The sequence below is a fragment of the Candidatus Frankia alpina genome (genome assembly GCF_902806485.1).
GTDB lineage: Bacteria > Actinomycetota > Actinomycetes > Frankiales > Frankiaceae > Frankia > Frankia alpina.
The window spans coordinates 1-23,464 of sequence record NZ_CADCWT010000052.1; the positions used below are offsets into that span (position 1 = coordinate 1).

The 23,464-nt window shown below is 72.4% G+C and carries 17 protein-coding genes; 12 read left to right on the forward strand and 5 right to left on the reverse strand.

The annotated features are described in order from the left end of the window. Positions 1-1,328 (forward strand): PP2C family serine/threonine-protein phosphatase (locus G6R25_RS08500; protein ID WP_205446972.1); only part of this gene is annotated, 1,328 nt, incomplete at its 5' end. A 44-nt stretch (positions 1,329-1,372) separates the two neighbouring features. Here G6R25_RS08500 and gcvT read toward each other — a convergent pair. Then, positions 1,373-2,470 carry a glycine cleavage system aminomethyltransferase GcvT gene (gene gcvT, locus G6R25_RS08505; protein WP_163552538.1) on the reverse strand — a complete coding sequence of 366 codons (1,098 nt, stop codon included), beginning with the start codon at positions 2,468-2,470 and terminating at the stop codon, positions 1,373-1,375. A 148-nt stretch (positions 2,471-2,618) separates the two neighbouring features. On the opposite strand from gcvT, the gene G6R25_RS08510 reads away from it, so the two are divergent. The 4 genes from G6R25_RS08510 (at position 2,619) to G6R25_RS08525 (ending at position 8,512) form a co-directional block, all read left to right on the forward strand. Then, the gene (locus tag G6R25_RS08510) at positions 2,619-4,208 is read left to right on the forward strand and encodes a leucyl aminopeptidase (RefSeq protein ID WP_163552539.1); all 1,590 of its coding nucleotides are present in this window, start codon (positions 2,619-2,621) and stop codon (positions 4,206-4,208) included. Between the two features lie 319 nt (positions 4,209-4,527). After that, positions 4,528-5,910: a dihydrolipoyl dehydrogenase gene (lpdA, locus tag G6R25_RS08515; RefSeq protein ID WP_163552540.1), complete on the forward strand. Its 1,383-nt coding sequence runs from the start codon at positions 4,528-4,530 to the stop codon at positions 5,908-5,910. Between the two features lie 147 nt (positions 5,911-6,057). Next, entirely contained in the window at positions 6,058-7,482 is a 1,425-nt protein-coding gene (sucB, locus tag G6R25_RS08520) for a 2-oxoglutarate dehydrogenase, E2 component, dihydrolipoamide succinyltransferase (RefSeq protein WP_163552541.1), read from the forward strand. Positions 7,483-7,600: 118 nt separating this feature from the next. Continuing rightward, positions 7,601-8,512 carry a TIGR01777 family oxidoreductase gene (locus tag G6R25_RS08525; RefSeq protein ID WP_163552542.1) on the forward strand — a complete coding sequence of 304 codons (912 nt, stop codon included), beginning with the start codon at positions 7,601-7,603 and terminating at the stop codon, positions 8,510-8,512. A gap of 11 nt (positions 8,513-8,523) precedes the next feature. On the opposite strand, the gene G6R25_RS08530 is transcribed toward G6R25_RS08525, so the two are convergent. Beyond that, on the reverse strand, positions 8,524-10,494 hold the full coding sequence (locus G6R25_RS08530) for a serine/threonine protein kinase (protein ID WP_235947832.1): 1,971 nt from the start codon (positions 10,492-10,494) through the stop codon (positions 8,524-8,526). Between the two features lie 260 nt (positions 10,495-10,754). Between G6R25_RS08530 and G6R25_RS08535 the strand changes: the two genes are divergently transcribed. The 5 genes from G6R25_RS08535 (at position 10,755) to G6R25_RS08555 (ending at position 14,710) form a co-directional block, all read left to right on the forward strand. Beyond that, the gene (locus G6R25_RS08535; RefSeq protein ID WP_163552544.1) at positions 10,755-11,501 is read left to right on the forward strand and encodes a Type 1 glutamine amidotransferase-like domain-containing protein; all 747 of its coding nucleotides are present in this window, start codon (positions 10,755-10,757) and stop codon (positions 11,499-11,501) included. A gap of 79 nt (positions 11,502-11,580) precedes the next feature. After that, entirely contained in the window at positions 11,581-12,297 is a 717-nt protein-coding gene (gene lipB, locus G6R25_RS08540; RefSeq protein ID WP_163552545.1) for a lipoyl(octanoyl) transferase LipB, read from the forward strand. Beyond that, the gene (lipA, locus tag G6R25_RS08545; protein WP_163552546.1) at positions 12,294-13,280 is read left to right on the forward strand and encodes a lipoyl synthase; all 987 of its coding nucleotides are present in this window, start codon (positions 12,294-12,296) and stop codon (positions 13,278-13,280) included. The genes lipB and lipA overlap by 4 nt, the downstream gene beginning before the upstream one ends. Positions 13,281-13,468: 188 nt before the next feature. Further along, positions 13,469-13,789 (forward strand): hypothetical protein, encoded by a 321-nt coding sequence (locus G6R25_RS08550; protein ID WP_163552547.1) that lies wholly within the window; start codon positions 13,469-13,471, stop codon positions 13,787-13,789. Positions 13,790-13,924: 135 nt separating this feature from the next. Then, complete coding sequence (locus G6R25_RS08555; RefSeq protein ID WP_163552548.1) at positions 13,925-14,710, forward strand: DUF4191 domain-containing protein; 786 nt, start codon at positions 13,925-13,927, stop codon at positions 14,708-14,710. 232 nt (positions 14,711-14,942) lie between these two features. On the opposite strand, the gene G6R25_RS08560 is transcribed toward G6R25_RS08555, so the two are convergent. Then, positions 14,943-15,422 (reverse strand): RDD family protein, encoded by a 480-nt coding sequence (locus tag G6R25_RS08560; protein ID WP_235947835.1) that lies wholly within the window; start codon positions 15,420-15,422, stop codon positions 14,943-14,945. A gap of 182 nt (positions 15,423-15,604) precedes the next feature. On the opposite strand from G6R25_RS08560, the gene glnA (G6R25_RS08565) reads away from it, so the two are divergent. Both glnA (G6R25_RS08565) and glnII read left to right on the forward strand, forming a co-directional pair. Then, positions 15,605-17,029 carry a type I glutamate--ammonia ligase gene (glnA, locus tag G6R25_RS08565; RefSeq protein ID WP_163552549.1) on the forward strand — a complete coding sequence of 475 codons (1,425 nt, stop codon included), beginning with the start codon at positions 15,605-15,607 and terminating at the stop codon, positions 17,027-17,029. A gap of 448 nt (positions 17,030-17,477) precedes the next feature. Further along, on the forward strand, positions 17,478-18,539 hold the full coding sequence (glnII, locus tag G6R25_RS08570) for a glutamine synthetase GlnII (RefSeq protein WP_136449201.1): 1,062 nt from the start codon (positions 17,478-17,480) through the stop codon (positions 18,537-18,539). 274 nt (positions 18,540-18,813) lie between these two features. On the opposite strand, the gene G6R25_RS08575 is transcribed toward glnII, so the two are convergent. After that, positions 18,814-21,918 carry a bifunctional [glutamine synthetase] adenylyltransferase/[glutamine synthetase]-adenylyl-L-tyrosine phosphorylase gene (locus G6R25_RS08575; protein ID WP_163552550.1) on the reverse strand — a complete coding sequence of 1,035 codons (3,105 nt, stop codon included), beginning with the start codon at positions 21,916-21,918 and terminating at the stop codon, positions 18,814-18,816. A gap of 10 nt (positions 21,919-21,928) precedes the next feature. Next, the gene (glnA, locus tag G6R25_RS08580) at positions 21,929-23,287 is read right to left on the reverse strand and encodes a type I glutamate--ammonia ligase (RefSeq protein WP_163552551.1); all 1,359 of its coding nucleotides are present in this window, start codon (positions 23,285-23,287) and stop codon (positions 21,929-21,931) included. Positions 23,288-23,464 lie beyond the last annotated feature (177 nt).

A 23,464-nucleotide genomic window follows, 5' to 3' on the forward strand; every position in this document is an offset into this window, starting at 1 on the left:
ACACCAACACAACATTGATGTCACGCAAAGCGACGAAACGTTACCGGGAAAGGCTCACTGTGATGTCCCGGTTCCGAGACCTCCTCGGCCACGGGGCCGATCCCGCGGAGCACCCGCCGCCCGACGACACGGAGCACGACCGGCCGCTCCACCCAGACGCTGCGACGCCCGCGCGGAGTCGGGGGGCGGGCGCCCTGGATCATGCCGCCGCGCCGGACACCACGGCCGCGCCGCGGGCGACCGCGGACGCCGCCGGCCCGCCGAGTGCCGCCCCCCGGGAGCAGCCGGCCGGCCTGCCACCGCCGGCGGCAGCCGGGCCCGGTGCCCCCAGGCCGCCGGAGGCCGACAGCGCCGGACCGACACCGGACGAACCGGCACCGGGCGGGCTGGCCGAGCCGCCGCCGGCCGGTTCGGCCGAGGCACCGGCGGGCGAGCCCACCCGACCCGCGGATCCCTGGCGGCTGCACAGCCCGCCGACGGCCGCGCCCACCGTCGGTAAGGTCCTGCCCCCGCCGCAGCCGGTGCTGGCGCCCGCGACGGCCTTCCGCCGCTCGATGCTGAGCCTCGACAGCGTCTTCGTCGGCGGCTTCCACGTGGCCGCCGGTTCGCTGGTGGGAACCGCGCACCTGGTGTCCGGCTCCCCCTGCCAGGACGCCTACGACTTCGCGGTCAGCCCCGGCGGCCGCCTGATCGTCGCCATCGCGGACGGACTGGGGTCGCGCCCCCACTCGCAGGTCGGGGCCCGTTCGTTCTGCGAGGGAGCCGTGCAGGCGGGGTTGGCACGCGAGGAGCTGACCGCCGCCGACCTGTTGGCGTACGCCGCTCGGTACGCCGAGAGCCAGGCCGGCGCGCACCGGTTGGCGCCGCGGGAGATCGGGTTCGTCGGCGCGGTGGCGGTCTTCGCCGGCAGCCGCGGCGAGATCGCCCGCGTCGGCGACGTCTCGGCCTTCACGCTGGTCGACGGGCAGTTCGACGAGCTGCTGACGAACGCCCCGGACGAGCACGTCAACATCGTGACGGACGCCCTGCCCGAACAGCCACTGCCCGCGCCGGAGGTGCGCAGCCTTGAGGCGGTGCGGCGCGTCGTGCTGTGCTGTGCTGTGCTGTGCTGTGCTGTGCTGTGCACCGATGGTCTCGCGACGGACCTGCGCAACTCCCCCGGCGTGCGGAGCTGGCTGGCCGAATCCTGGGAGGCGCCCGGTGACGTGCACGCGATGGGTGAGGCGTTGCGGTTCCGGCGCCGTGGCTCCCACGACGACCGGACCGCGGTCGTGATCTCCGTGCTGGAGCGTCCCGTCGTTGCGGACAGCCCCGCCACCAGCACCTAGACAAGCGAGCTCCCCGGCAAGCGGGGTCCACCGGCGAGCGGGGTCTACTTGGGCGAGGACGGGACGAAGGGGGGGCGCACGACGGTCATCGGGCTCGGGCGGCCGCGGACGTCGACGTGCACCGTGTCGCCCGCCGAGACGCCGCGGTCCAGCAGCGCCAGGCCGATGCCCTGGCGCAGCGTCGGGGAGAAGGTCCCGCTGGTGACCTCGCCGACCGGTTCGCCGGAGGAGGCGGTCACGGCCATGTGCGGCCGGGGAATGGCCCGGCTCGTCGACGTCAGCCCCCACAGCAGGCGGGCGGCCCCGGCGGCCGGCTCGGCGAGCAGCGCCTCCCGGCCCCAGAACTGCTCCTTGTCCCAGCCGACCGCCCACCCGGACCGGGCCTGCACCGGGGTGATCTCCCGCGACAGGTCCTGGCCGTGCAACGGGTAGCCCATCTCCGTGCGCAGGGTGTCGCGGGCACCGAGACCGACGGGCGACACGCCGAGGGCCTCCCCCGCGGCGAACAGCGCGTCCCACAGCTCGGGCGTGTCGTCCCAGCGGGGCAGCAGCTCGTAGCCACGCTCGCCGGTGTAACCGGACCGGCAGACGATCACCGGATGCCCCTTCCACTCCGCCTCGACGAAGCTCATGTACGCCCCGTCGGTGGGCAGGCCGAGGGCCGCCACCAGGGCCGGGGCGGCGGGGCCCTGCACCGCGAGCACCCCGAACCCGGTGTGCCGGTCGGTGACGGACACGCCCGCAGGAGCGGCCGCGGCGAGGCGGGCGACGACCTCGGCGTTGTTCGCGGCGTTGGGGACGAGCAGGACCCGCTCGGCGGAGAAGAGATAGGCGATCAGGTCATCGACGACCCCGCCGGCCTCGTCGCAGCACAACGTGTACTGAGCCTGCCCGGGCGAGATGCGACCCAGGTCATTGCTCAGGCAGGCGTTGACGAAGTCGGCCGCGCCCGCGCCGGCCACCTCGGCCTTGCCGAGATGGCTGACGTCGAAGATTCCGACCGCGCCGCGGACCGCCTGATGCTCGGCGAGCACTCCGCGCCCGGCGTATTCGATCGGCATCTCCCAGCCCCCGAAGCCGGCCAGCTTCGCGCCGAGATCGACATGACGGCCGTACAACGGAGATCGACGCAGGTCTGCCATGGCGGACAGCTTAGTTTGACGTCCCCGGCCACCGCGATCCGGACCGGAACCGGCAAAGGAGGCGCGAGGGAGCGCGCAGAGCGGCGAAAGCCCGGCTGTGGCGCCCCCGGGGGCGTCCGTCGACCTTGTCGTTCAATACGCTCACCGCATGACCAGCATCGCGCCCAGCTCAGCAGCCCTAGTCGATCTCAAGACGGATGCGGTGGTGATCGGCACCGCCGTCGGCGAGAACGGCCTTGTGGTGACCGGCGGCGCCGCCGAGGTGGACGCGGCGCTCGGCGGCCGGCTCGAGTCAGTGCTCGCCGCTCTCGGCGCGACCGGTAAGGCCGGCGAGACCGTTCGTTTCGCGACCCTGGGGGCGCTGCCCGCGGCGACCGTCCTCGCGGTCGGGCTCGGCCCGCTGGCGTCCCCGTCCGCCCCGCTGTCCGGCCCTGTGGCCGGCCCCGTGTCGGGCCCCGTGGACACCGAGGTCCTGCGCCGCGCGGCGGGCACGGCCCTGCGGGCGCTGGCCGGGACCGGATCCGTGGCGCTGACCCTCGCCGCCGCGCCCGGTTCGATCACCGCGGAGTCGGTCCGGGCGGTGGCCGAGGGCGCGCTGCTGGGCACCTACACCTTCGACCGGCTTCGCACCACCTCGGCGAAGGGACTGCCCACCCCCGTCGGCGCGCTGACGCTTCTCGTGGACGGCACGTCCCTGCCGCTCGCGCAGGCGGAGATCGACCGCGCGGTGGTCGTCGCCGAGTCGGTGGTCCTGGTCCGGGACCTGGTGAACACCCCGCCGAGCCACCTCTCCCCCGCCCTGCTCGCCGACGTCGCCGTCGAGCAGGCGACCGCCGCCGGGGTCACCGTCGAGGTGCTCGACGAGGTGGCGCTGGCCGAGGGCGGCTTCGGTGGGATCGTCGGGGTCGGCCAGGGTTCCGTCAATCCGCCCCGGCTGATCCGCCTCGAGTGGCGCGGCGGTGGCGAAAGCCCGGCGCTCGCGCTGGTCGGCAAGGGCATCACCTTCGACTCCGGTGGCCTGTCGCTGAAGCCCCCGACGGCGATGGAATGGATGAAGACGGACATGGCGGGCGCGGCCGCGGTCCTCGCCACGGTCGTCGCCGCGGCCCGCCTGCGGCTGCCGGTGACGGTGACCGGCTGGATGCCCTGCGCGGAGAACATGCCCTCGGGCGACGCGATCCGGCCTTCGGACGTGTTGACGCTGCGCGGCGGCACCCGCGTCGAGGTGCTCAACACCGACGCCGAGGGCCGGCTCGTCCTCGCCGACGCCCTCGTTCGGGCGGCCGAGGAGGCGCCGGACCTGATCGTGGACATCGCGACTCTGACCGGCGCTCAGATCGTCTCTCTCGGCCAGCGCACGAGCGCAGTGATGGGCCGCGACGGCGCGGCCGAAGCGGTCACGACGGCCGCCGCCGCGACCGGGGAGAGCGTCTGGCCGATGCCGCTGCCGCCGGAGCTGCGCAAGGGGCTGGACTCCACCGTCGCCGACATCGCGAACGTCCCGCCCGGTGGCAGCCGGGACGGCGGGATGCTGGTCGCGGCGCACTTCCTCGCCCATTTCGTGCCCGACGAGGCGAGCTGGGCGCACATCGACATCGCCGGTCCGTCGTGGAACGGCGGGCAGCCCTACGGGCACACACCCAAGGGCGGCACCGGCGTGATTGTCCGCACGCTCCTCCAGCTCGCCGAGGACCTCGCCGGCCCGCCGTCGGACCAGGGTTCCACGATCGCCGGCTGACCGGTCCGCGACGGCGTGGCCAAGCGTCGATAGCGGCCGCACCCCACGCGATGCAGCCCACTCGCCCATCCGAGCAGAAGGGGGCCCACGGCGTGAAAGACTGGGCTCGGACCGACGTGGTGTGGTGAGTCGTGGCCTGAAACGCCGGCCCGCAGGGCACGTCGATGCCGGCGTTCCCGGCCGTGCGCGGTGACGATCGCCGCCGGTGCGGCCGGCCTGTGTCACCGGCGTCGCGAGCACGCACGACACCGGTGGGTACGGGTCATACTCCCGGCATCACCGGCACAACCATAGAAGTCAACGAGAAGGGACCCCTGGCGTGGCGGATTCAGCGGCCGGTCCCGTCGATCTGGTCATCCTCGGTGGCGGCAGCGGCGGATACGCCGCCGCGCTGCGCGCCGCGGAACTCGACCTCAGTGTCGTTCTGATCGAGAAGGACAAGCTCGGCGGCACCTGCCTGCACCGAGGCTGCATCCCGACCAAGGCACTGCTGCATTCGGCGGAGATCGTCGACAACATCAAGGAGAGCGAATCCTTCGGGATCCGGTCCACCTTCGACGGCATCGACATGACGAAGGTCAACTCCTACAAGGATTCGGTCATCGCCGGCCTGTTCAAGGGGTTGACCAGCCTGATCAAATCGCGTGGCATCGAGGTGGTCGAGGGATTCGGCCGGCTCGCCTCGCCGACGTCCGTTGCGGTCGGTGACCGGATCATCTCCGGTCGGCACGTCCTGCTGGCCACCGGCTCGTACTCGAAGTCCCTGCCCGGTCTGGACATCGACCATAACAAGGTCATCACCAGCGACGACGCCCTGACCCTCGACCATGTGCCGGCATCCGCCGTGGTCCTCGGGGCCGGCGCCATCGGCTGCGAGTTCGCCTCGGTCTGGCGTTCCTACGGCGCCGAGGTGACGATCGTCGAGGCGCTGCCGCATCTGGTGCCGCTGGAGGACGAGTCCAGTTCCAAGCTGCTCGAGCGCGCCTTCCGCAAGCGTGGCATCGCCCAGCACCTCGGCGCCCGCTTCGCCGGCGTGAAGACGACCGACGACGGGGTCACCGTGTCGCTGGAGAGCGGCACGACCATCGAGGCCGAGCTGCTGCTCGTCGCGGTGGGCCGTGGACCGGTCTCGGCCGGCCTCGGCTACGAGGAAATCGGCATCGCGACCGACCGCGGCTACGTCCTGGTCGACCGCTTCCTGCGCACGAACGTCCCCACCGTGTCCGCGCTCGGCGACCTGCGGCCGGGCCTGCAGCTGGCCCACGTGGGCTTCGCGGAGGGCATCTTCGTCGCCGAACAGCTCGCCGGGCTCAACCCGGTGCCGGTCGACTACGACAACGTCCCGCGGGTCACCTACTCCCACCCCGAGGTGGCGTCAGTCGGGTTGACCACCGCGGCCGCCCGGGAGCGCTTCGGCGACATCCGCACCGTCACCTACAACCTGGCGGGCAACGGCAAGTCGCAGATCCTCAAGACCGCCGGTGCCGTGACGTTGATCGCGGTCCCCGACGGTCCGGTGGTCGGCGTTCACATGGTCGGCGACCGGGTGGGCGAGCTCATCACCGAGGCCCAGCTCATCACCAACTGGGAGGCGTTTCCCGCCGAGGTCGCCCAGCTGATCCACCCACATCCCACTCTGTCCGAGGCTCTCGGCGAGGCGCACCTGGCGCTGGCCGGCAAGCCCCTTCACGTCCACGGCTAGGGCAATCACGCCCTGGGATCGCCGCCGCACCGGGTTCGCCCCGCGCCTCGATCCCGCCCAGGTACTCACGATCACGCCATAGCATGAGCGCCTCCGGCCGGCCGCTTGCGCGGTGCATGCCGGACGCGACGAAGGAGTCGTTCCAGCATGTCTGTATCTGTCACGATGCCCCGGCTCGGGGAAAGTGTCTCCGAGGGAACCGTCACCCGTTGGCTGAAGCAGGAGGGTGAGCGCGTCGAGGCCGACGAGCCGCTTCTCGAGGTCAGCACGGACAAGGTCGACACCGAGATTCCTGCCCCGGCCTCCGGTGTCATCAGCTCCATCAAGGTCGCGGAGGACGAGACCGTCGAGGTCGGCGTCGAGCTCGCGGTCATCGACGACGGCGCCGGCGGCGGCGGCGCCGCGGCCGAGGCCGCCGAAGCCCCCGCCGCGGAGCCCGAGCCGGAGCCGGCCAAGCCCGCCGCGGCAGCTCCCCCGCCCCCGCCCGCCCCGGCTCCCACCCCCGCTCCGGCGCCGAAGCCGGCCCCGGTGCCCGCCCAGGCACCGACCGCGCCCGCCCCGGTGGCCACCTCCAACGGCGACGGCGGGATCGGCCGCTACGTCACGCCACTGGTCCGCAAGATGGCCGCCGAGCTGAGCGTCGACCTCGCCGACGTGACCGGCTCGGGCCCCGGCGGCCGGATCACCAAGCAGGACATCCAGGAGGCGGCCCGTTCCGGCGACGCCCTCGAGGCCCTCGCCGCCCCAGCAGCTCCCGCCGCACCATCGGCACCGGCCCGCCCCGCTGCGCCGGCCACGGCCCCCGCTGCTGCGGCGTCCGCCGGCACGGGCACCTCCGCTCCCGCCCCGGTTCGCGGACGCACCGAGAAGCTTTCCCGGCTGCGTGCCCTGGTCGCCCGGCGCATGGTCGAGTCGCTGCAGATCAGCGCCCAGCTCACCACCGTCGTCGAGGTGGACGTCACCCGCATCGCGCGGCTGCGGGACCGGACCAAGGCCGGCTTCCAGGCCCGCGAGGGGCTGAAGCTGTCGTTCCTGCCGTTCTTCGCGTTGGCGACCTGCGAGGCACTGCGCGAGTTCCCGCAGCTCAACGCCAGCCTCGACGTCGAGGCGGGGACGGTCACCTACCACGGCGAGGAGAACCTCGGCATCGCCGTGGACTCCGAGCGCGGCCTGGTCGTGCCGGTCGTCCACAACGCCGGTGACCTCAACCTCACCGGGCTCGCCCGCAAGATCGACGAGCTGGCCAGTCGGACCCGGGCCAACAAGATCTCCCCGGACGAGCTCGGCGGGGGGACTTTCACCCTCACGAACACCGGCAGCCGGGGCGCCCTGTTCGACACGCCGATCATCAACCAGCCGCAGGTCGGCATCCTCGGCACGGGAATCGTGACCAAGAAGCCCGCCGTCATCGACGACCCCGAGCTCGGCGAGATCATCGCCGTCCGGTCGGCGGTGTACCTGTCGCTGACCTACGACCACCGCATCGTCGACGGGGCCGACGCCGCCCGCTTCCTGACGTTCATCAAGCGGCGGCTCGAGGAGGGCACCTTCGAGGCCGACCTGGGCCTGTAGGCAGTCCCGCGCCAGCGGACTCCCCTGCCGAGAGGACTCCTCCCGCCAGGGGAGTCCCCCACCGCGGGCCGGTCGGGTGCCTCGCGTTCGGGGCGACGACCGGCCACGATGGTCCACCATGCGCATCGTTGTGACCGGAGCCTCGGGCCTGATCGGTTCGGCCCTCGTCCCCGCCCTTCGCGAGGACGGCCACACCGTGACCGCCCTGGTCCGGCGAACGCCCCGCACCGGCGGCGAGATCCAGTGGGATCCCGCCGCCGGTCGGCTCGACCCGACGGCGCTCGCCGGCACCGACGCCGCCTTCCACCTCGCCGGCGCAGGCATCGGCGACCACCGCTGGACCGACGGCTACAAGCGCCTGCTCCGCGACAGTCGAATCACCGGCACCGATCTGCTCGCCCGCGCCCTCGCCGCCCTCACGCCACCCCCGCGGGTGTTCCTCACCGGCAGCGCCATCGGCTGGTACGGAACCTCGGCGGGCGGCGACGCCGGCCCACTCGACGAGAGCGCCCCCGCCGGCGCGGGGTTCCTCGCCCGGCTCGTCGAGGACTGGGAGGCGGCGGCCACGCCCGCCCGCGAGGCCGGCATCCGAGTCGTCACGCTGCGGACCGGGGTCGTGCTCTCCCGCCACGGGGGAAGTCTCGGCCGCCAACTCCCGCTGTTCCGTCTGGGACTCGGGGGTCGGCTGGGTTCCGGCCGCCAGTGGCTGAGCTGGATCAGCCACGTCGACCAGGTGGCCGCGTTGCGCCTGATGCTCGCCGAGGACTCGGTCGCCGGGCCGGTCAACCTGGTCGCGCCCGAACCCGTCACCAACGCCGCCTTCACCGCGGCACTCGCATCCGCCCTGCACCGCCCGGCGTTCGCGGCGGTGCCCCGCCTCGCCCTGCGCGCAGCCCTCGGCGAGTTCGCCGACGAGGGTGTCCTCGCCTCCCAGCGGCTGGCCCCCACCGTCCTCACCGGGGCAGGTTTCCGCTTCACCCATCCCGACATCGACACTGCGCTGCGGGCGATCCTCACCGACGGCGTCTGACACCCCGACTGTCAGTTTCCCGTCACGGGGATGGTCTCCGAGACCCGCCAGCCGAAGTCGGTGCGGATCAGCGCGAGATCGCGGCGCTGGGGGGCCTTCGCCGGCTGGTGGACGAGAAGCTGGCCACGGGCGTCGAGGTAGTCGTAGGCGGCCAGGCGTTCGGTCACCCTCAGCACCGTGCGGTTCGGCTGCTCGTCGCGGACCTGCAGAGCGAGGATCTCGCTGCGCAGCGCCGAGGCGTGCGCGCCCTTGGCGACGACCTGCCGCATGAGCGCGACGTCGGCGTTGTAGGCGGGGCTGCCGGGGGCGTCGGACTGCCCCAGCAGGGACTCGTCGGCCCGCTCGAACGCCCGGCTGCGAGCGGTGTCGAGCTCGCCGAGCACGGCGCGCCAGATCTGCTCGGGCGACTGGTTCGCGACCGGTGACGCAGTCGGATCCCGGGCGGGCACCTCGGCCACGGACGGCGGCGCGGACTGCGGCGCGGGCGCCGCCGAATCCCGCGACGGGCTCCCCATGAGCAACACGGCGGCCACCACGACAGCGAACAGACCCACCCCCGCGGTGACCGGCAGCAGCCAGCGCCGCCGCCGAGCGCCCGTCCGGCGCGGCCGGCGGCCGCCCGCCCGCCCGGCGCGGCCCGACGAACCCGTGGCCGGCGGGGAGTCGGACGAGCCGGACGCACCGGATCTGCCGCGGGTCCCACGCGATCCTCCGGACGCCGCACCCGCGCCGCCGGCACCCGACAGCGGCGGGCGGGCGGCGGGCCGCGATGCGCCGGGGGGTGCCTTGGACGGGCTCGACCGTCCCGCGTCGACCGCCGGGCCCGCGTCGGCGCCGCCCCGGCCCGCGACGCGCGACGCCCGGCGGCCGGGCGTCGAACGCCGCGGCGGCGGGGGCAGGGAGTCGAGCAGCTCCGTCGCGTCGACGGCGGTGGCCCCGCTGGCCGATCGCCCGGGCGGGGCGCCGCCGCCCGGGGGGTGCGGGCCGGCGTCGTCGCCCGAGCCTGGCCCGTCGCGCGGATCGCGGGTGCCGTCCGGCTCCGGGTTCAGGCGGGCGCCCGCCAGCAGCCGCGGCCGACCGTCACCGTCGCCGGGCCCAGGCCCAGGCCCAGGCCCGGCAGGCTCCACGCCGGCCGGGGTCTGTGGACGGCGCGGCGGGCCGGGCGGCGCGGCCGCAGTGGGATGGGGTCGCGCGCCGGGCGGGCGGGGCTGGGCGTGGGTCCGGTCCACCGGGGGAATCCTCGGCAACGTCTCCGTCGGTGAGGGTCCCGCGGGCCGCCCAGCCGCCCTCGGCTCATCGTCGCCGGGCAGCTGAACGGGCAGTCGAACGGGCAGGGGGGTGGCGCTGCGGGCGAACGCGGCGGCGAGCTCGGCGGCGCTCGGCCGCCGGTACGGGTCGTCGATCATGGCGGTGGCGACGGCCACCGCGGCCGCGTCCGGGCCGGTCGCCTCTCGCATCGCCCCCAGCAGCAGATCGGCGAGGTCGTGCACGTCCGCCGAAGCCGCCTCGGGCGGAACGGGATCGGCTCGGGCGGCGTCGGCCAGCGCGGCGACCCCGAGGCCGGTCAGGACCGGTCGCCCGGTCGGCTCCAGGAGGATGTCCTCCCGTTCGAGCCGACCGTGCACGATGCCGGCCGCATGCGCGGCGGCCAGCGCCTGCGCGACCGGTAGGCCGACGGTGACGACCTCGCCCGGGTCGAGATCCCCGCGCAGCGCCAGCAGACGGGCGAGGCTGATCGCGCCGACGACCGGCTCGGTGATCAGCACCAGCCCCTCCACCGTGGGCAGCACCGCCACCACCGCGATGAGGTGCGGATGTGCCAGCTCCGCCAGCGCGCGGGCCGCGGCGACCGCCGCCGAACGCAGCACCGGATCGGGAGCGAGACGCACCCGCCGCACGACGCACTCGACCCCGGACTGGTCGAACTGACCCGCCCAGAGCTCGCCGGAGCCCGCGTCCCGCAGCCGGGAACGCACGCTCACCCCCGGCACCTCGGGTACCCCGCCGACGCGCCGCGCCGGCCTGTCCGCGGAATCGTCGGTGAAAGTCACAGGTAGCGACGCTAGGCTCAAATGGGGTGGGTCTGCATTAATCTTCGTCCGGTTGTGGATAACTTTTTACGATCACTCCACCTGCGGCGGTGGCCGGCCCACCGCGGCGCGGATGCGCGGATGGCGGACAATCAACGGAGACCGGATCCGAACGGTGGCGCCGGTGGCCGACGAACCAGGGAGAGACCGGAGTGCAGATCCTCGCCACCAGCGGCGGTTTTCTTCCCGACGGCCGGTACGGCGCGAAGGTCGGGCCGATCCTGACGCACGCGATCGAGCTGGCCGGGCCGGGCCCGCGGCCGCGGGTCTGCCTGCTGCAGACGGCGCTGGGCGACGACCAGGGCGCCTACGCCCGCGGATATGCCGCGTTCAACCGCGACCGCCCCGACGTGCGGGTCTCCCATCTCGCGTTGTTCCCCATGCCGAACATCCCCGACGTCCGTAGCCACCTGCTGGCCCAAGATGTGATCTGGGTCGGTGGGGGCAGCGTGGCGAACCTGCTCGCCGTCTGGGCGGTGCACGGGCTGGGCGAGATCCTGCGCGAGGCGTGGGAGGCCGGCGTCGTCCTCGGCGGCGTCTCGGCCGGCTCCCTGTGCTGGCATGCCGGTGGCACCACCGACTCGTTCGGCCCGGACCTGCGACCGGTGACGAACGGCCTGGGCCTGCTGCCGTTCAGCAACACACCGCACTACGACTCGGAGCCGGAGCGCCGCCCGTTGTTCCAGCGTCTCGTCGCCGACGGGACGCTGCCCGCCGGCTGGGCGACCGACGACGGCGTCGGGCTGCACTTTCGCGGCACCGAGCTCGTCGAGGCCGTGGCCGACCGGCCGGGCGTGCACGCCTGGCGGGTGGAGACCGGCCCCGGTGGCGCCGCGGTGGAGACCGCTGTCGTGCCCCGGCTGCTACCCGGCGCGCCGGGCGCGGACCTCTCCGGCTGACCGCCGGCTGGCGGGCCCGGAGCTCCGGGCGAGCTCACAGCGGCGCGGCGCGGCGCGGCGCGGGCGTAGGCTGAATGACGTGGATGTTCTGAGGCTTTCCGTGGTCCCCTACCGCGAAGCGTGGGACATGCAAAGATCCCTCGCCGAGGCCCGGGTGGCCGACGAGGCGGACGACACACTGATCCTGGTGGAACACCCCAGCGTCTACACCGCGGGGCGGCGCACGGAGTCCTTCGAACGGCCGCTGAACGGCACCGAGGTCGTCGACGTGGACCGCGGCGGCAAGATCACCTGGCATGGCCCGGGCCAGCTCGTCGGCTACCCGATCGTCAAGCTACCTCGCCCGCTCAACGTCGTCGCCTACGTGCGCGCCCTGGAGGACGCCCTCATCGACTCCTGCGCGGAGCTCGGGCTCGCGACCCGCCGGGTCGACGGCCGCACCGGCGTGTGGACCGTGGACGGCCGGCGCAAGGTCGCCGCGATCGGCGTGCGGGTGCGGCAGGCGGTGACGACCCACGGCTTCGCGCTGACCTGCTCGTCGGACCTGGGCGCCTTCGGGCAGATCGTGCCCTGCGGCATCACCGACGCCGGGGTGACGAGCCTGTCCGCCGAGCTCGGCCGGGCGGTGACCGTTGCCGAGGCCCGGCCGGTCGTCGAGCGGCACACCCTGGCGGTGCTCGCCCGGTACCTCGGCGGGCGCAACCTCGGCGATCGCCTCACCGCGCGGGTCGAGCCGCCCGGCGTGTCCCCGGCAGCGCAGCAGCCCAGGACCGAGCGGATGGAGCTGGTGAGTTGAGCGCGGTCGCCCCCGAGGGCCGTCCCCTGCTGCGCCTCGAGGCGCGCAACGCGCAGACGCCGATCGAACGCAAGCCGCCGTGGATCCGCACCCGGATGCGTACCGGCCCGGAGTACTCCGACGTCAAGGGACTGGTCCGCGCCGCCGGCCTGCACACGGTGTGCGAGGAGGCCGGCTGCCCGAATATCTACGAATGCTGGGAGGACCGCGAGGCGACCTTCCTGATCGGTGGGGACGTCTGCACCCGTCGGTGCGACTTCTGCCAGATCGACTCGGGTCGTCCCACCCCGCTGGACCGGGATGAGCCACGGCGGGTGGCGGAGTCCGTGCGCACGATGGGGCTGCGCTACGCCACCGTCACCGGCGTCGCCCGCGACGACCTGGCCGACGGCGGCTCCTGGCTGTACGCGGAGACGGTCCGCCAGATCCACGCGCTGTCCGCGGGCACCGAGGTCGAGGTGCTCATCCCGGACTTCGGCGGGCGCGCCGACCAGCTCGGCGAGGTCTTCGGCGCCGCCCCCGAGGTGCTGGCGCACAACCTGGAGACGGTGCCGCGGATCTTCAAGCGCATCCGGCCGGCGTTCCGCTACGAGCGTTCCCTCGACGTGCTGCGCCAGGCCCGCGCTGCCGGGCTGGTCACGAAGTCAAACCTGATCCTGGGCCTCGGCGAGACCGCCGAGGAGATCCAGCAGGCCATGCGGGACCTGCACGCCGCCGGCTGTGAACTCCTCACCGTCACCCAGTATCTGCGACCCACGCCCCGGCACCACCCGGTGGAGCGGTGGGTGCGGCCCGAGGAGTTCCTCGACTGGGAGCGCGTCGGCACGGAGCTCGGCTTCTCCGGCGTCATGTCCGGGCCGCTCGTGCGATCGTCCTACCGGGCCGGCCGGCTCTACCAACAGGCGATCATGGCTCGTGGCGAGGCCCACACCGCAATGTCCGACGCCCCCAAAAGTGTGCTGGAAACCTCTCACACGCAGTGATGGGCACGCTGGTGGGCATCCCCCGGACGGGCTAGGCTACTCATCGTAGCGTTACCTCCTTGTCACAAGGGGGTCTCTCTCCGCTGGCTCACCATCCCCGCAGGCTCATCGTCCCCGCTCGTCCAGCATCCCCGCTGGCTCATGATCGAGGTGTGCGCCCACGACCGTGCCGGGAGGTCGTTCCCATCGTGCTCCGTTCACTGCTCAGCGTCCTCGAAGAAGCGACTCTGCTCGTGCTGCCGCATGGAGGTCAGAAGACCGCGCGGCGCAACGCCTGGCGCGCGGCCGCCGACCTGCATGTCACAACGGGATACCGATGGGTTGATCCGATGTCGGCATCCCCGATCCCGCCCGGACTCGGCGCGTGCGCGAGTGTCCCGGGCACCGGGGGCGCCGCCGCGCGAGCCCCCCGGCTGGCCGGCCTGGGTGGCCTCAGTGGCGGCGCGACCACCGCCCGGCTCGGCGCCGCCGTTCGCGGGCTCCCGCGGATCGTCGCCGCCCAGAGCTGATCCCCGGCCGGCGACCCTCCAGGCGACCCGCCAGGGCCGTCGGCCCCGCAGCCCGGACACAGGATCACGACAGCTGATCGCAGCGAGCCCTGACAGCCGCACTGTGCAGTGCCCGCAGGCCGTAGGCTCGCGGTCATGGCACTGAGGAAGCAGCCGAGGGGCACCGCGGGGTCGTCGGCCCCCGCGGCGGCGGGCAAGAACGCGGCGGCGGTAGCGGGCGGGAAGAACGGCGCGGGCCGGAGCGGCGGCGCCGCAGAGGGCACCGCTTTCAAGGCCCGCCTCGCGCAGCTGCGAGTGGTCTTCAAAATCACACGGCAGCGCGATCCGCAGGCGCTCTGGTTCACCCTGGCGGCCTTCTTCGTCCCGCTCGCGCTCGGCATCGTGCTTGGCCTCTTCGTCGGGCCGCTGTACCTGTGGATCCCGATCGCGATCCTGCTCGGCGTCGTGGTCGCCCTGAACGTGTTCAGTCGGCGGGTCCAGCGCACCGCCTACGCGGAGATGGAGGGCAAGCCCGGAGCCGCCGCCGGGGTGGTCGAGCGGATGCGCGGCGACTGGCGGATCACGCCCGCGGTCGGCATAAACCGTCACCAGGATGTGGTCCACCGCGTCGTCTCCCGCGCCGGCGTGGTGATCATTGCGGAGGGCCGCGGCCGCGGGCCGCGGGAGCTGCTCGTCGCGGAGAAGCGCCGCATCCGCAAGGCCGTCGGCTACACGCCGGTGACCGACATCATCGTCGGCACCGGCGAGGGAGAGACGCCGCTGCCGAAGCTCCAGGGCACACTGATGCGGCTGCGCCGGACCCTGCGGCGGGGCGAGGTGGAGGCCCTCGACCGCCGGCTGCGCGCCATGGGCGGCGCGGCCCTGCCGATTCCGAAGGGCCCGATCCCCCGCAACGTGCCCCGAGGCGGCCGCCTGCGCTGAAGCGCCGCCACCCGGCCAACGGAATCGTGCCGAGGTGTAGTCACGGTTTTCGGCCGAAAAACCGTGACTGAGCCTCGGCACGATCTGGCCGCAATCCGGCCAGAGACCGGGCCAGCCGGCGAGCGGCAGCGGCCAGCGCCAAAGCCGCGCCGACAGGGTTGGCCAGCGACTACCTGGGGTTTAAGGGGATTCGGAGCCGCTCGTCCGGTTGCAGCTAGCGGGCGCTGCGGGACTAGCGGGCGGAGTCCGCGCGGGCGGGGTCGCGCACGACGACGGTTCCGGCCGCACGGTCATGCAGGCCGCGCTGGTCGCGGTCCCAGATGAACACAGGCACCAGCAGCGCCAGCAGCAGGGTGCGCACTCCGATCCAGGGCCAGGACTGGCGGCCACGGTCACGCAGCCGGATCACCCGCATGCCCAGCAGCCGCATGCCGATCGTCTGGCCGGCGGTGCTGATGAGGATGAACTCCTCCAGCAGGAAGACCAGGTAGATCGCCAGGCCGCGCACGTCGCCGGCGTAGCCGAGCCCGGCCAGGTACAGCACGCCGACGATCAGGTTCGCTACGACCGCGTCGATGAGGTAGGCACCCAGCCGCGGACCGAAGCCCACGACTGAGCCTCGGCCCTCCGCCGGCAGCCCCAGCCGGACACCCGGCGGGGAGTCCCGGGGCAGACCAGGCCCTTCGAGCCAGCCTCCAAGTGCTCGTCCCACGACACAAGCTTATCCGCCGCACCAAATTGCGCCCAACAGGTCACCAAGGGTAATAAAGTGTGCGCCTGTAACACAAACGAAACAACTTCGTGATGTCGCGGGTTCACCGAGACATGCCCGAAGACACATCGACATGCCGTAACCTACAGGCTTGATAAGCGTGGCGGGACGCTGGAGGGCGAATGTTCACAAAAGCCGAGGACGTGCTCCGTTATATTCGCGACGAGGACGTTCAGTTCATCGACGTACGATTCTGCGATCTTCCCGGCATCATGCAGCACTTCACCATTCCGACGCAGGTTTTCGCCGAATCCGTCTTCACCGACGGGCTGATGTTCGACGGCTCCTCGATTCGCGGTTTCCAGGCCATCCACGAGTCCGACATGCTGCTGCTGCCGGACCCGCAGACCGCCTTCGTGGATCCGTTCCGCGAGCACAAGACCCTCGCGATGACGTTCTTCATCCACGACCCGATCACGAAGGAACAGTACTCCCGGGACCCGCGGAACATCGCGAAGAAGGCGGAGACGTACCTGCGGGGTACCGGAATCGCCGACACCGCCTATTTCGGGCCCGAGGCGGAGTTCTACATCTTCGACGACGTCCGCTACGACTACAACCCCTACGGGTCGATGCATCAGGTCGACTCGGTCGAGGCCGCCTGGAACACCGCCCGGAAAGAAGAGGGCGGCAATCTCGGCTACAAGCCTCGGTTCAAGGGCGGCTACTTCCCCGTTCCGCCGACCGACCACTTCACCGACCTCCGCTCGGAGATGACCCGGGTCCTCTACGAGACCGGTATCACCGTCGAGATGCAGCACCATGAGGTCGGCACCGCGGGGCAGGCGGAGATCGACATCCGCTTCGACACGCTGCTGAAGACCGCGGACAACCTGATGCTCTACAAGTACGTCATCCGCAACGTCGCCCGCAGCCGGGGCAAGACCGTCACCTTCATGCCGAAGCCGCTGTTCGAGGACAACGGCTCGGGCATGCACGTGCACTCCAGCCTGTGGAAGGACGGCGAGCCGCTGTTCTACAGCCCCAACGGCTACGGCGGCCTGTCCGACACGGCGCGCTACTACATCGGCGGCCTGCTGCACCACGCACCGGCGCTGCTGGCGTTCACGAACCCGACCACGAACTCCTACCGCCGGCTGGTGCCCGGCTACGAGGCCCCGGTCAACCTCGTCTACTCGGCGCGCAATCGTTCCGCCTGCTGCCGTATCCCGCTCGGCGGCGACTCGCCCAAGGCGAAGCGGGTCGAGTTCCGGGTCCCGGACCCGAGCTGCAACCCGTATCTGGCCTTCGCCGCGATGCTCATGGCGGGCCTGGACGGCATCCGTAACAAGATTGACCCGCCGGACCCGATCGACAAGGATCTCTACGAGCTCCCGCCGGACGAGCTGGCCGCGGTTCCGCAGGTTCCCGGTTCGCTGGAGAAGGTGCTCGACGCGCTCGAGGCCGACAACGACTTCCTCCACGAGGGCGACGTCTTCACCACCGACCTGATCGAGACCTGGCTGTCGTACAAGCGGCTCAACGAGGTCGATGCCATCCGGCTCCGACCGCACCCGTACGAGTTCACCCTCTACTACGACATCTGACCGGCGGCGCCCCGCCCGGCGCGGCCCGGTCGAAGACCCGACCGGGGTGCCCGAGCTCCGTGCGCACCGGTCGAGAACCGACGGAAGTTCCCGGTGGTCGCTTCCCGAGGCCCCGTTCCAGCAGCACCGGAACGGGGCCTCCCGCATTCCCACCAGCACCATCCGCGTGGATTCCTCCGTGTCACCCTGGGTGAGACCTGGGAAATCGGCGTCCACCAGCGTCGCACGGCCGGTCGAGCGGCCTCGGGAAGCCAATGCCCTGGTCCGGCCATGCATACCATCTGTGACGTACCAGAGACGAAGAATTAACAAGCACGGAATGTGACGGTAACAGAGCCCGACGAAGCTCCGACCGAACCCTCCCGTCCACCGCGGCCTGGGTCGGCCTCCCCCAGGCCGATCACGAAGTCGCTCCGTTTCGTGCAGGATCAGCCACGGGGAGTATTGAGTGAGTTATCAGGCCGAGTACATCTGGATCGACGGCACCGAGCCCGAGCCTTTGATGCGAAGCAAGACGCGCATCATCAAGGACGGCAAGGAGCCGGAGATCTGGGGCTTCGACGGCTCGAGCACCAACCAGGCGCCGGGATCGAACTCGGACTGCGTGCTGCATCCCGTCTTCGAGACGCCCGACCCGATCCGGGGTGGCGACAACCGCCTGGTGCTGTGCGAGGTCCAGCTGACCGACTTCACGCCCCACCCGACGAACACCCGGGCGGCCGCCCTCGGCGTCGCCGAGCGGTACGCCGACATGTCGCCCATGTTCGGCATCGAGCAGGAGTACACCTTCTTCAAGGACGGCCGCCCGTACGGCTGGCCGGAGGTCGGCTACCCCGCGCCGCAGGGTCCGTACTACTGCGGCGTCGGCGGCTCGAAGATGCCCGGTCGCGAGATCGTCGAGAGGCACACCCAGGCGTGCCTCGACGCCGGCCTCGCCATCGAGGGCACCAACGCCGAGGTCATGATGGGCCAGTGGGAGTTCCAGATCGGCGTCCTGCCGGCACCCGCCATCGGCGACCAGATCTGGTTGGGCCGCTGGCTGCTCCACCGGATCGCCGAGGACTACGGCGTCGAGGTGTCCTTCGCCGCGAAGCCGATCCCCGGTGACTGGAACGGTGCCGGCGCGCACACCAACTTCTCCACCAAGCAGACGATGGAGGGGTGGGACGCCATCGTCGCGTGCTGCGAGGCGCTCGGCACGCGCGTCATGGAGCACGTCACCCACTACGGGGTCGGCATCCAGGACCGGCTGACCGGCAAGCACGAGACCGCCCCCTGGAACAAGTACTCCTGGGGGGCCTCGGACCGCGGCGCCTCGGTCCGCATCCCCTGGGCCGTCGAGAAGGCCAAGAAGGGCTGGCTGGAGGACCGTCGTCCGAACGCGAACATGGACCCGTACCTGGTCACCGCGCTCATCGTCGACACCTGCTGCAGCGCCCTGGCTGGCGACAAGCCGACCCTGTTCGTGCCATCACAGTCCGCGCCGGCGACCGCCGGGGCGAGCGTCTGAGCAGGACAGACATGTCCGCCCGGACCGATCGGCTGACAAGGCCGACGCGGCTGGGCAGACATTGCGTCATGGCCGAGGCGCTCGCGCGGGGAAGCGCTGGCGCCCCGATCCCCCGGTTCCCGCAACGGTGCGCACCGCGGTGTGAGGTGGCAGGTGACAGGCCGACCGTCCCGAGACTTGCCCTCGGACGGCCGGCCTGTCGGCGTCTGCAGGCGGGCCATCACCCTTCGAACAGGTCCCGGCCGGCGAGCGGCGGGGCGGCTGGCGGCGGCGCTCAGCCGAACTCGGCGGTCCGTTCCCGCGCGAAGACGTCCGCGACCACCGCCTCGGCCCGCCTCGCCAGCCGCCGATGCTCGGCGATCAGATCGTCGGCGCCGTCGGGCGGCCAGCCCGCGGCCCGCGCCGTCGCCTCAAGGGCTCCCGGGCGGTCGGGGAGCACGTCCGGCCGCGGCCAGCCGGCGAGCGTGCTCGCGTTGCGCAGCCGCGACGCCGACAGCCAGGCCGCCTGCAGGTCACCCGCTGGGGCCTCGCCGAGCAGCCCGGCGAGCACGGCGGACCGCAGGCCGTCGAGCGTCGAGGTGGTACGCAGCGACGGGACCTGCCGGCCATGGCGAAGCTGGAGCAGCTGCACGGCCCACTCCACGTCCGTGAGCCCACCGGGACCGAACTTCAGATGCCTGGTCGGATCGACCCCGCGGGGGATCCGCTCGCGCCGCATCCGGCCACGAAGCCGGATGATCTCGTCGATCGCCGCCGCCGGCAGCGTCATCGGGTAGCGCACCGTGTCGGCGAGCCGGCAGAACCGGCGGGCGAGGTCGGGATCGCCCGCCAGCGGCCGCGCCCGCAGCAGCGCCTGCGATTCCCAGTCCTGCGACCAGCGACGGTAGTAGGCGTCGTAGGCGTCGAGGGTGCGCGACGCCGCGCCGCTGCGGCCCTCCGGGCGAAGCGTCGTGTCCAGCCGCAGCGCCGGATCCGGGCCGGGCACGGCGAGGAGCCGGTGCAGCTCCCCGACCACGTCGGCGGCGGCCCGGTGCGCCTCTTGCGCCGAGTGGCCCGGTCGGGCCTCGTGCACGAACAGGACGTCGGCGTCGCTGCCGTAGGACATTTCGGCGCCGCCGAGCCGGCCCATCGCGATGACGGAGATCCGCGCCGGCAGTGACTCGGGATCGCCCCCGGCGATCCTGCGCGCGGCGACCAGCAGGGTGGCGGCGATGGTCGCGGCGGCGGCGTCCGCCAGGGCCCGCCCGACCGCTGCGACGTCGAGCAGGCCGAGCAGATCCGCGCAGGCGACCCGGACCAGCTCCTCCCGGCGCACCGCCCGCGCCCGCCCGACGGCGTCCTCCCAGTCGGGGTTGCGATGCACGATCGCGACCATCGTTCGGCTGAGCGTCTCCCGCGGAACCGGAACGAGGTCGGCCTCGGTGCGCAGCAGCCGGACCGATTCGGGCGCCCTCGTCATCAGGTCCGCGACGTACCGGCTGGACGCGAGGACCCGGGCGAGCCGGTCGGCGGCGCCGGCGGAGTCGCGCAGCAGCCGCAGGTACCAGGGTGCGCGGCCGAGCGCCTCGCTGACCCGGCGGTAGGCCAGCAGACCCGCGTCGGGGTCGGGCGCGTCGGCGAGGGTCGGCAGCAGCGTCGGCAGCAGATGCCGCTGGATCGCGGCCGTCCGGCTCACCCCGCTGATCAGCGCCTCGATGTGGCGCAACGAGCGGTCCGGCGCGGCGAATCCCAGCGCGGCGAGCCACTGCTGCGCCTCGACGTGGGACAGCCGGATCTCCTCCTTCGACAGCCGGGCGACCGCCTCCAGCAGCGGGGCGTAGAACAGTTTCTGGTGCAGCGACCGGACGGTGCGCACGATCCGGGCGTGGGCGTCGGCGAAGTCCTCGCCGGTACGCATCCCCAGCGATCGGGCGAGCCAGCGCAGCTCGTCCGGGTCCCGCGGCAGGGTGTGCACCCGGCGCAGGCGTTGCAGCTGAAGCCGGTGTTCGGCGTTGCGCAGGAAGCGGTACGCCTCGGCGAGATCGGCGGCATCACGCCGACCCACGTACCCGCCGCGGGCGAGGCCGTCGAGAGCGGCCAGCGTCGAACGCTCCCGCAGCTTCGCGTCCACCCGGCCGTGGACGAGCTGCAGAAGCTGGACGGCGAACTCGACGTCGCGCAGCCCGCCCGGGCCGAGCTTGAGGTTGCGCTGCGCCTGCGCGCGCGACAGCGTCGAGGAGACCCGGCGCCGCATCGCCCGCACGTCGGCGACGAAGTGCGGGCGGGAGGCGGCGGTCCAGACCAGCGGCGCGACCATGGCGCAGAAGTCGGCGCCGAGGGCGGTGTCCCCGGCGACCGGACGGGCCTTGAGCAAAGCCTGGAACTCCCAGGTCCGGGCCCAGCGGCGGTAGTAGGCGCGGTGGCTGTCGAGGGTGCGCACCAGGACGCCGTCGCGGCCCTCCGGGCGCAAGCCGACGTCGACCTGGAACAACGCGCCCGCGGAGGTCACCAGCCCAGCCGCCCGCACCACTCCCTCGGCCAGCCGCGTCGCCGCCCGCAGCGCCGCCTGCGCATCGGCCGTGTCCGACCCAGCCCCGTCCTCGGCGACGAACAGGACGTCCACGTCGCTGACATAGTTCAGCTCCCGGCCCCCGCACTTGCCCATGCCGATGACGGCGAGCCGCACCGGAGGCAGCTGCGGGTCGAGGCCGGCGCGAGCGATCGCCAGCGCCGCGTCGAGCGCCGAGGCGGCCAGGTCGGCGAGCTCCGCGGTGGCGTCGTCCAGCGCCACCGCGCCGGTGAGGTCCCGGGCGGCGACGACGAGCAGCGCCCGGCGATAGGCGACGCGCAGAGCATCGAGGGTCGCCGGCCGGTCGTCGACGGCGCGGGGCGTCCGGTCGGCGGGGTCCGCGCCGACCGCGCGCAGCAGCGTCGCCCGCACCCGGCCGGCCTCCGGCGGGGCGCCGCCCAGCTCGTCGGGCAGCAACACCTGCCAGTCCGCGGGATGGCGGGCCAGATGGTCGCCAAGGGCGCGGCTCGCACCGAGCACGACGCACAGCCGTACCCGCAGCCCGGCGTGTCTGGCCAGATCCGCGACGAGTCCCCGTCCGTCGGCCGGGCCGAGCGCGTCGACGAGCTGGTCCAGCGCAGCGAGTGCCAGGTCGGGGTCGGCCGCCGCAGCCAGCGGCCCGACCACGACGTTCACCGCGAGCCGGGACTCCTGATCAGCCGGTGTCGCGGACCCGCCGAGCAGCCCGAGCCGTTCCATGGTCGCCGCCACCCGGTCGACGTCGCTGAAGCCAAGCCGGGCGAGCTGGGCGGCTACCGAGCTGCCGCGCGGATGGTCGACGGCTGGCGGCGCGCCGGACCCGGTCGAGCCTCCCGGCCATTCGACCCGCATGGCGCCACTCTCACAACACGGGCAGGTAGCGGTTGATCTCAAACGGTGTCACCTGCCGACGGTAGTCCTGCCATTCGGCCCGCTTGTTGCGCAGGAAGAACTCGAACAGCTCGTCGCCGAGGGTCTCCCGCACCAGCGAGGACCGCTCCATCACCGTGATCGCCTCGGCCAACGAGTCCGGCAGGGCGGTGATCCCCCGCTCCTGGCGCTGGGCGTCGGTGAGCGTCCACACGTCGTCGGCCGCCGGCGCGGGCAGATCGTAGCCGCCCTGGACCCCCCGCAGCCCGGCGGCCAGCACCAGCGCGAAGGTCAGGTACGGGTTGCACGCGCTGTCCGGCAGCCGGAACTCCACCCGGGTGGCCTGCGACTTGTGCAGCTTGTACAGGGGCACCCGGACCAGGGCCGACCGGTTGTTGTGGCCCCAGCACACGTAGGCGGGCGCCTCCAGTACCTCGCCGAGGCGCTGGTCGCCGATGAGCCGCTTGTAGGAGTTCACCCACTGGTTCGTCACCGCGGTGATCTCCGCGGCATGCGTGAGCAGACCGGCGATGAACGCCTTGGCAACCTTCGACAGCTGGTACTCGTCGGTCGGGTCGTGAAAGGCGTTGCGGTCACCCTCGAAAAGACTCAGGTGGGTGTGCATGCCCGAACCGGCCTGATCACCGAACGGCTTCGGCATGAAGGTGGCGTAGATTCCCTGCCGCAACGCCACCTCCTTCACCACCTGGCGGAAGGTCATGATGTTGTCCGCGATGGTGAGGGCGTCGGCGTAACGCAGGTCGATCTCCTGCTGCCCGGGCGCAACCTCGTGATGGCTGAACTCCACCGAGATGCCCAGCCGTTCCAGCATGCTGATGGCCTGCTGGCGGAAGTCGTGGCTGATGTCGTTCGGCGTGAGGTCAAAGTACCCCGACTCGTCGACCGGCGCCGGCATCGGCCCGCCACGCTTCGGCGGCTCCTTGAGCAGAAAGAACTCAATTTCGGGATGCGTGTAGAAGGTGAAGCCCGCATCCGCCGCCCGAGCCAGGGTGCGGCGCAGCACCCACCGCGAGTCCGTGGCCGCCGGCCCCCCGTCCGGCATGACCAGATCGCAGAACATCCGCGCGGTGAGCGGATGCTCACCGCGCCACGGAAGCACCTGGAAGGTGGAGGGGTCCGGCCGGGCCAGCATGTCGGCCTCGTGCACCCGCGCAAAACCCTCGATCGCGGAGCCGTCGAAACCGATGCCCTCGGCGAGCGCGCCCTCGAGTTCGGCGGGCGCGATCTCCACTGATTTAAGGTAGCCAAGCACGTCGGTGAACCAGAGCCGAACGAAGCGGATGTCCCGCTCCTCCAGAGTCCGCAGAACGAACTCCTGCTGCTTGTCCATGGTGCCTCCGCGCTGAGGTGGGGACTCGACCATACGGGCCGCCCGGTCAGCCTGACCCGACCCTAGTGCGCTGGCCACGAACGTTTCCGGTCGTGGAGCGGGTGGTTGTGGGCACACCGTCTGGGATGAGGATGCTGACCGATCCTGGGGGGTGATCCGTGATGGCGCAGCCGGTGC

Excerpts from the sequence above, each read along its gene's own strand:
- glnA (WP_163552549.1), top strand. The coding sequence starts at position 15,605 with ATGTTCACAAAAGCCGAGGACGTGCTCCGTTATATTCGCGACGAGGAC.
- G6R25_RS08575 (WP_163552550.1), bottom strand. The coding sequence starts at position 21,918 with ATGCGGGTCGAATGGCCGGGAGGCTCGACCGGGTCCGGCGCGCCGCCA.
- G6R25_RS08510 (WP_163552539.1), top strand. The coding sequence starts at position 2,619 with ATGACCAGCATCGCGCCCAGCTCAGCAGCCCTAGTCGATCTCAAGACG.
- gcvT (WP_163552538.1), bottom strand. The coding sequence starts at position 2,470 with ATGGCAGACCTGCGTCGATCTCCGTTGTACGGCCGTCATGTCGATCTC.
- G6R25_RS08525 (WP_163552542.1), top strand. The coding sequence starts at position 7,601 with ATGCGCATCGTTGTGACCGGAGCCTCGGGCCTGATCGGTTCGGCCCTC.
- glnA (WP_163552551.1), bottom strand. The coding sequence starts at position 23,287 with ATGGACAAGCAGCAGGAGTTCGTTCTGCGGACTCTGGAGGAGCGGGAC.
- sucB (WP_163552541.1), top strand. The coding sequence starts at position 6,058 with ATGTCTGTATCTGTCACGATGCCCCGGCTCGGGGAAAGTGTCTCCGAG.
- G6R25_RS08555 (WP_163552548.1), top strand. The coding sequence starts at position 13,925 with ATGGCACTGAGGAAGCAGCCGAGGGGCACCGCGGGGTCGTCGGCCCCC.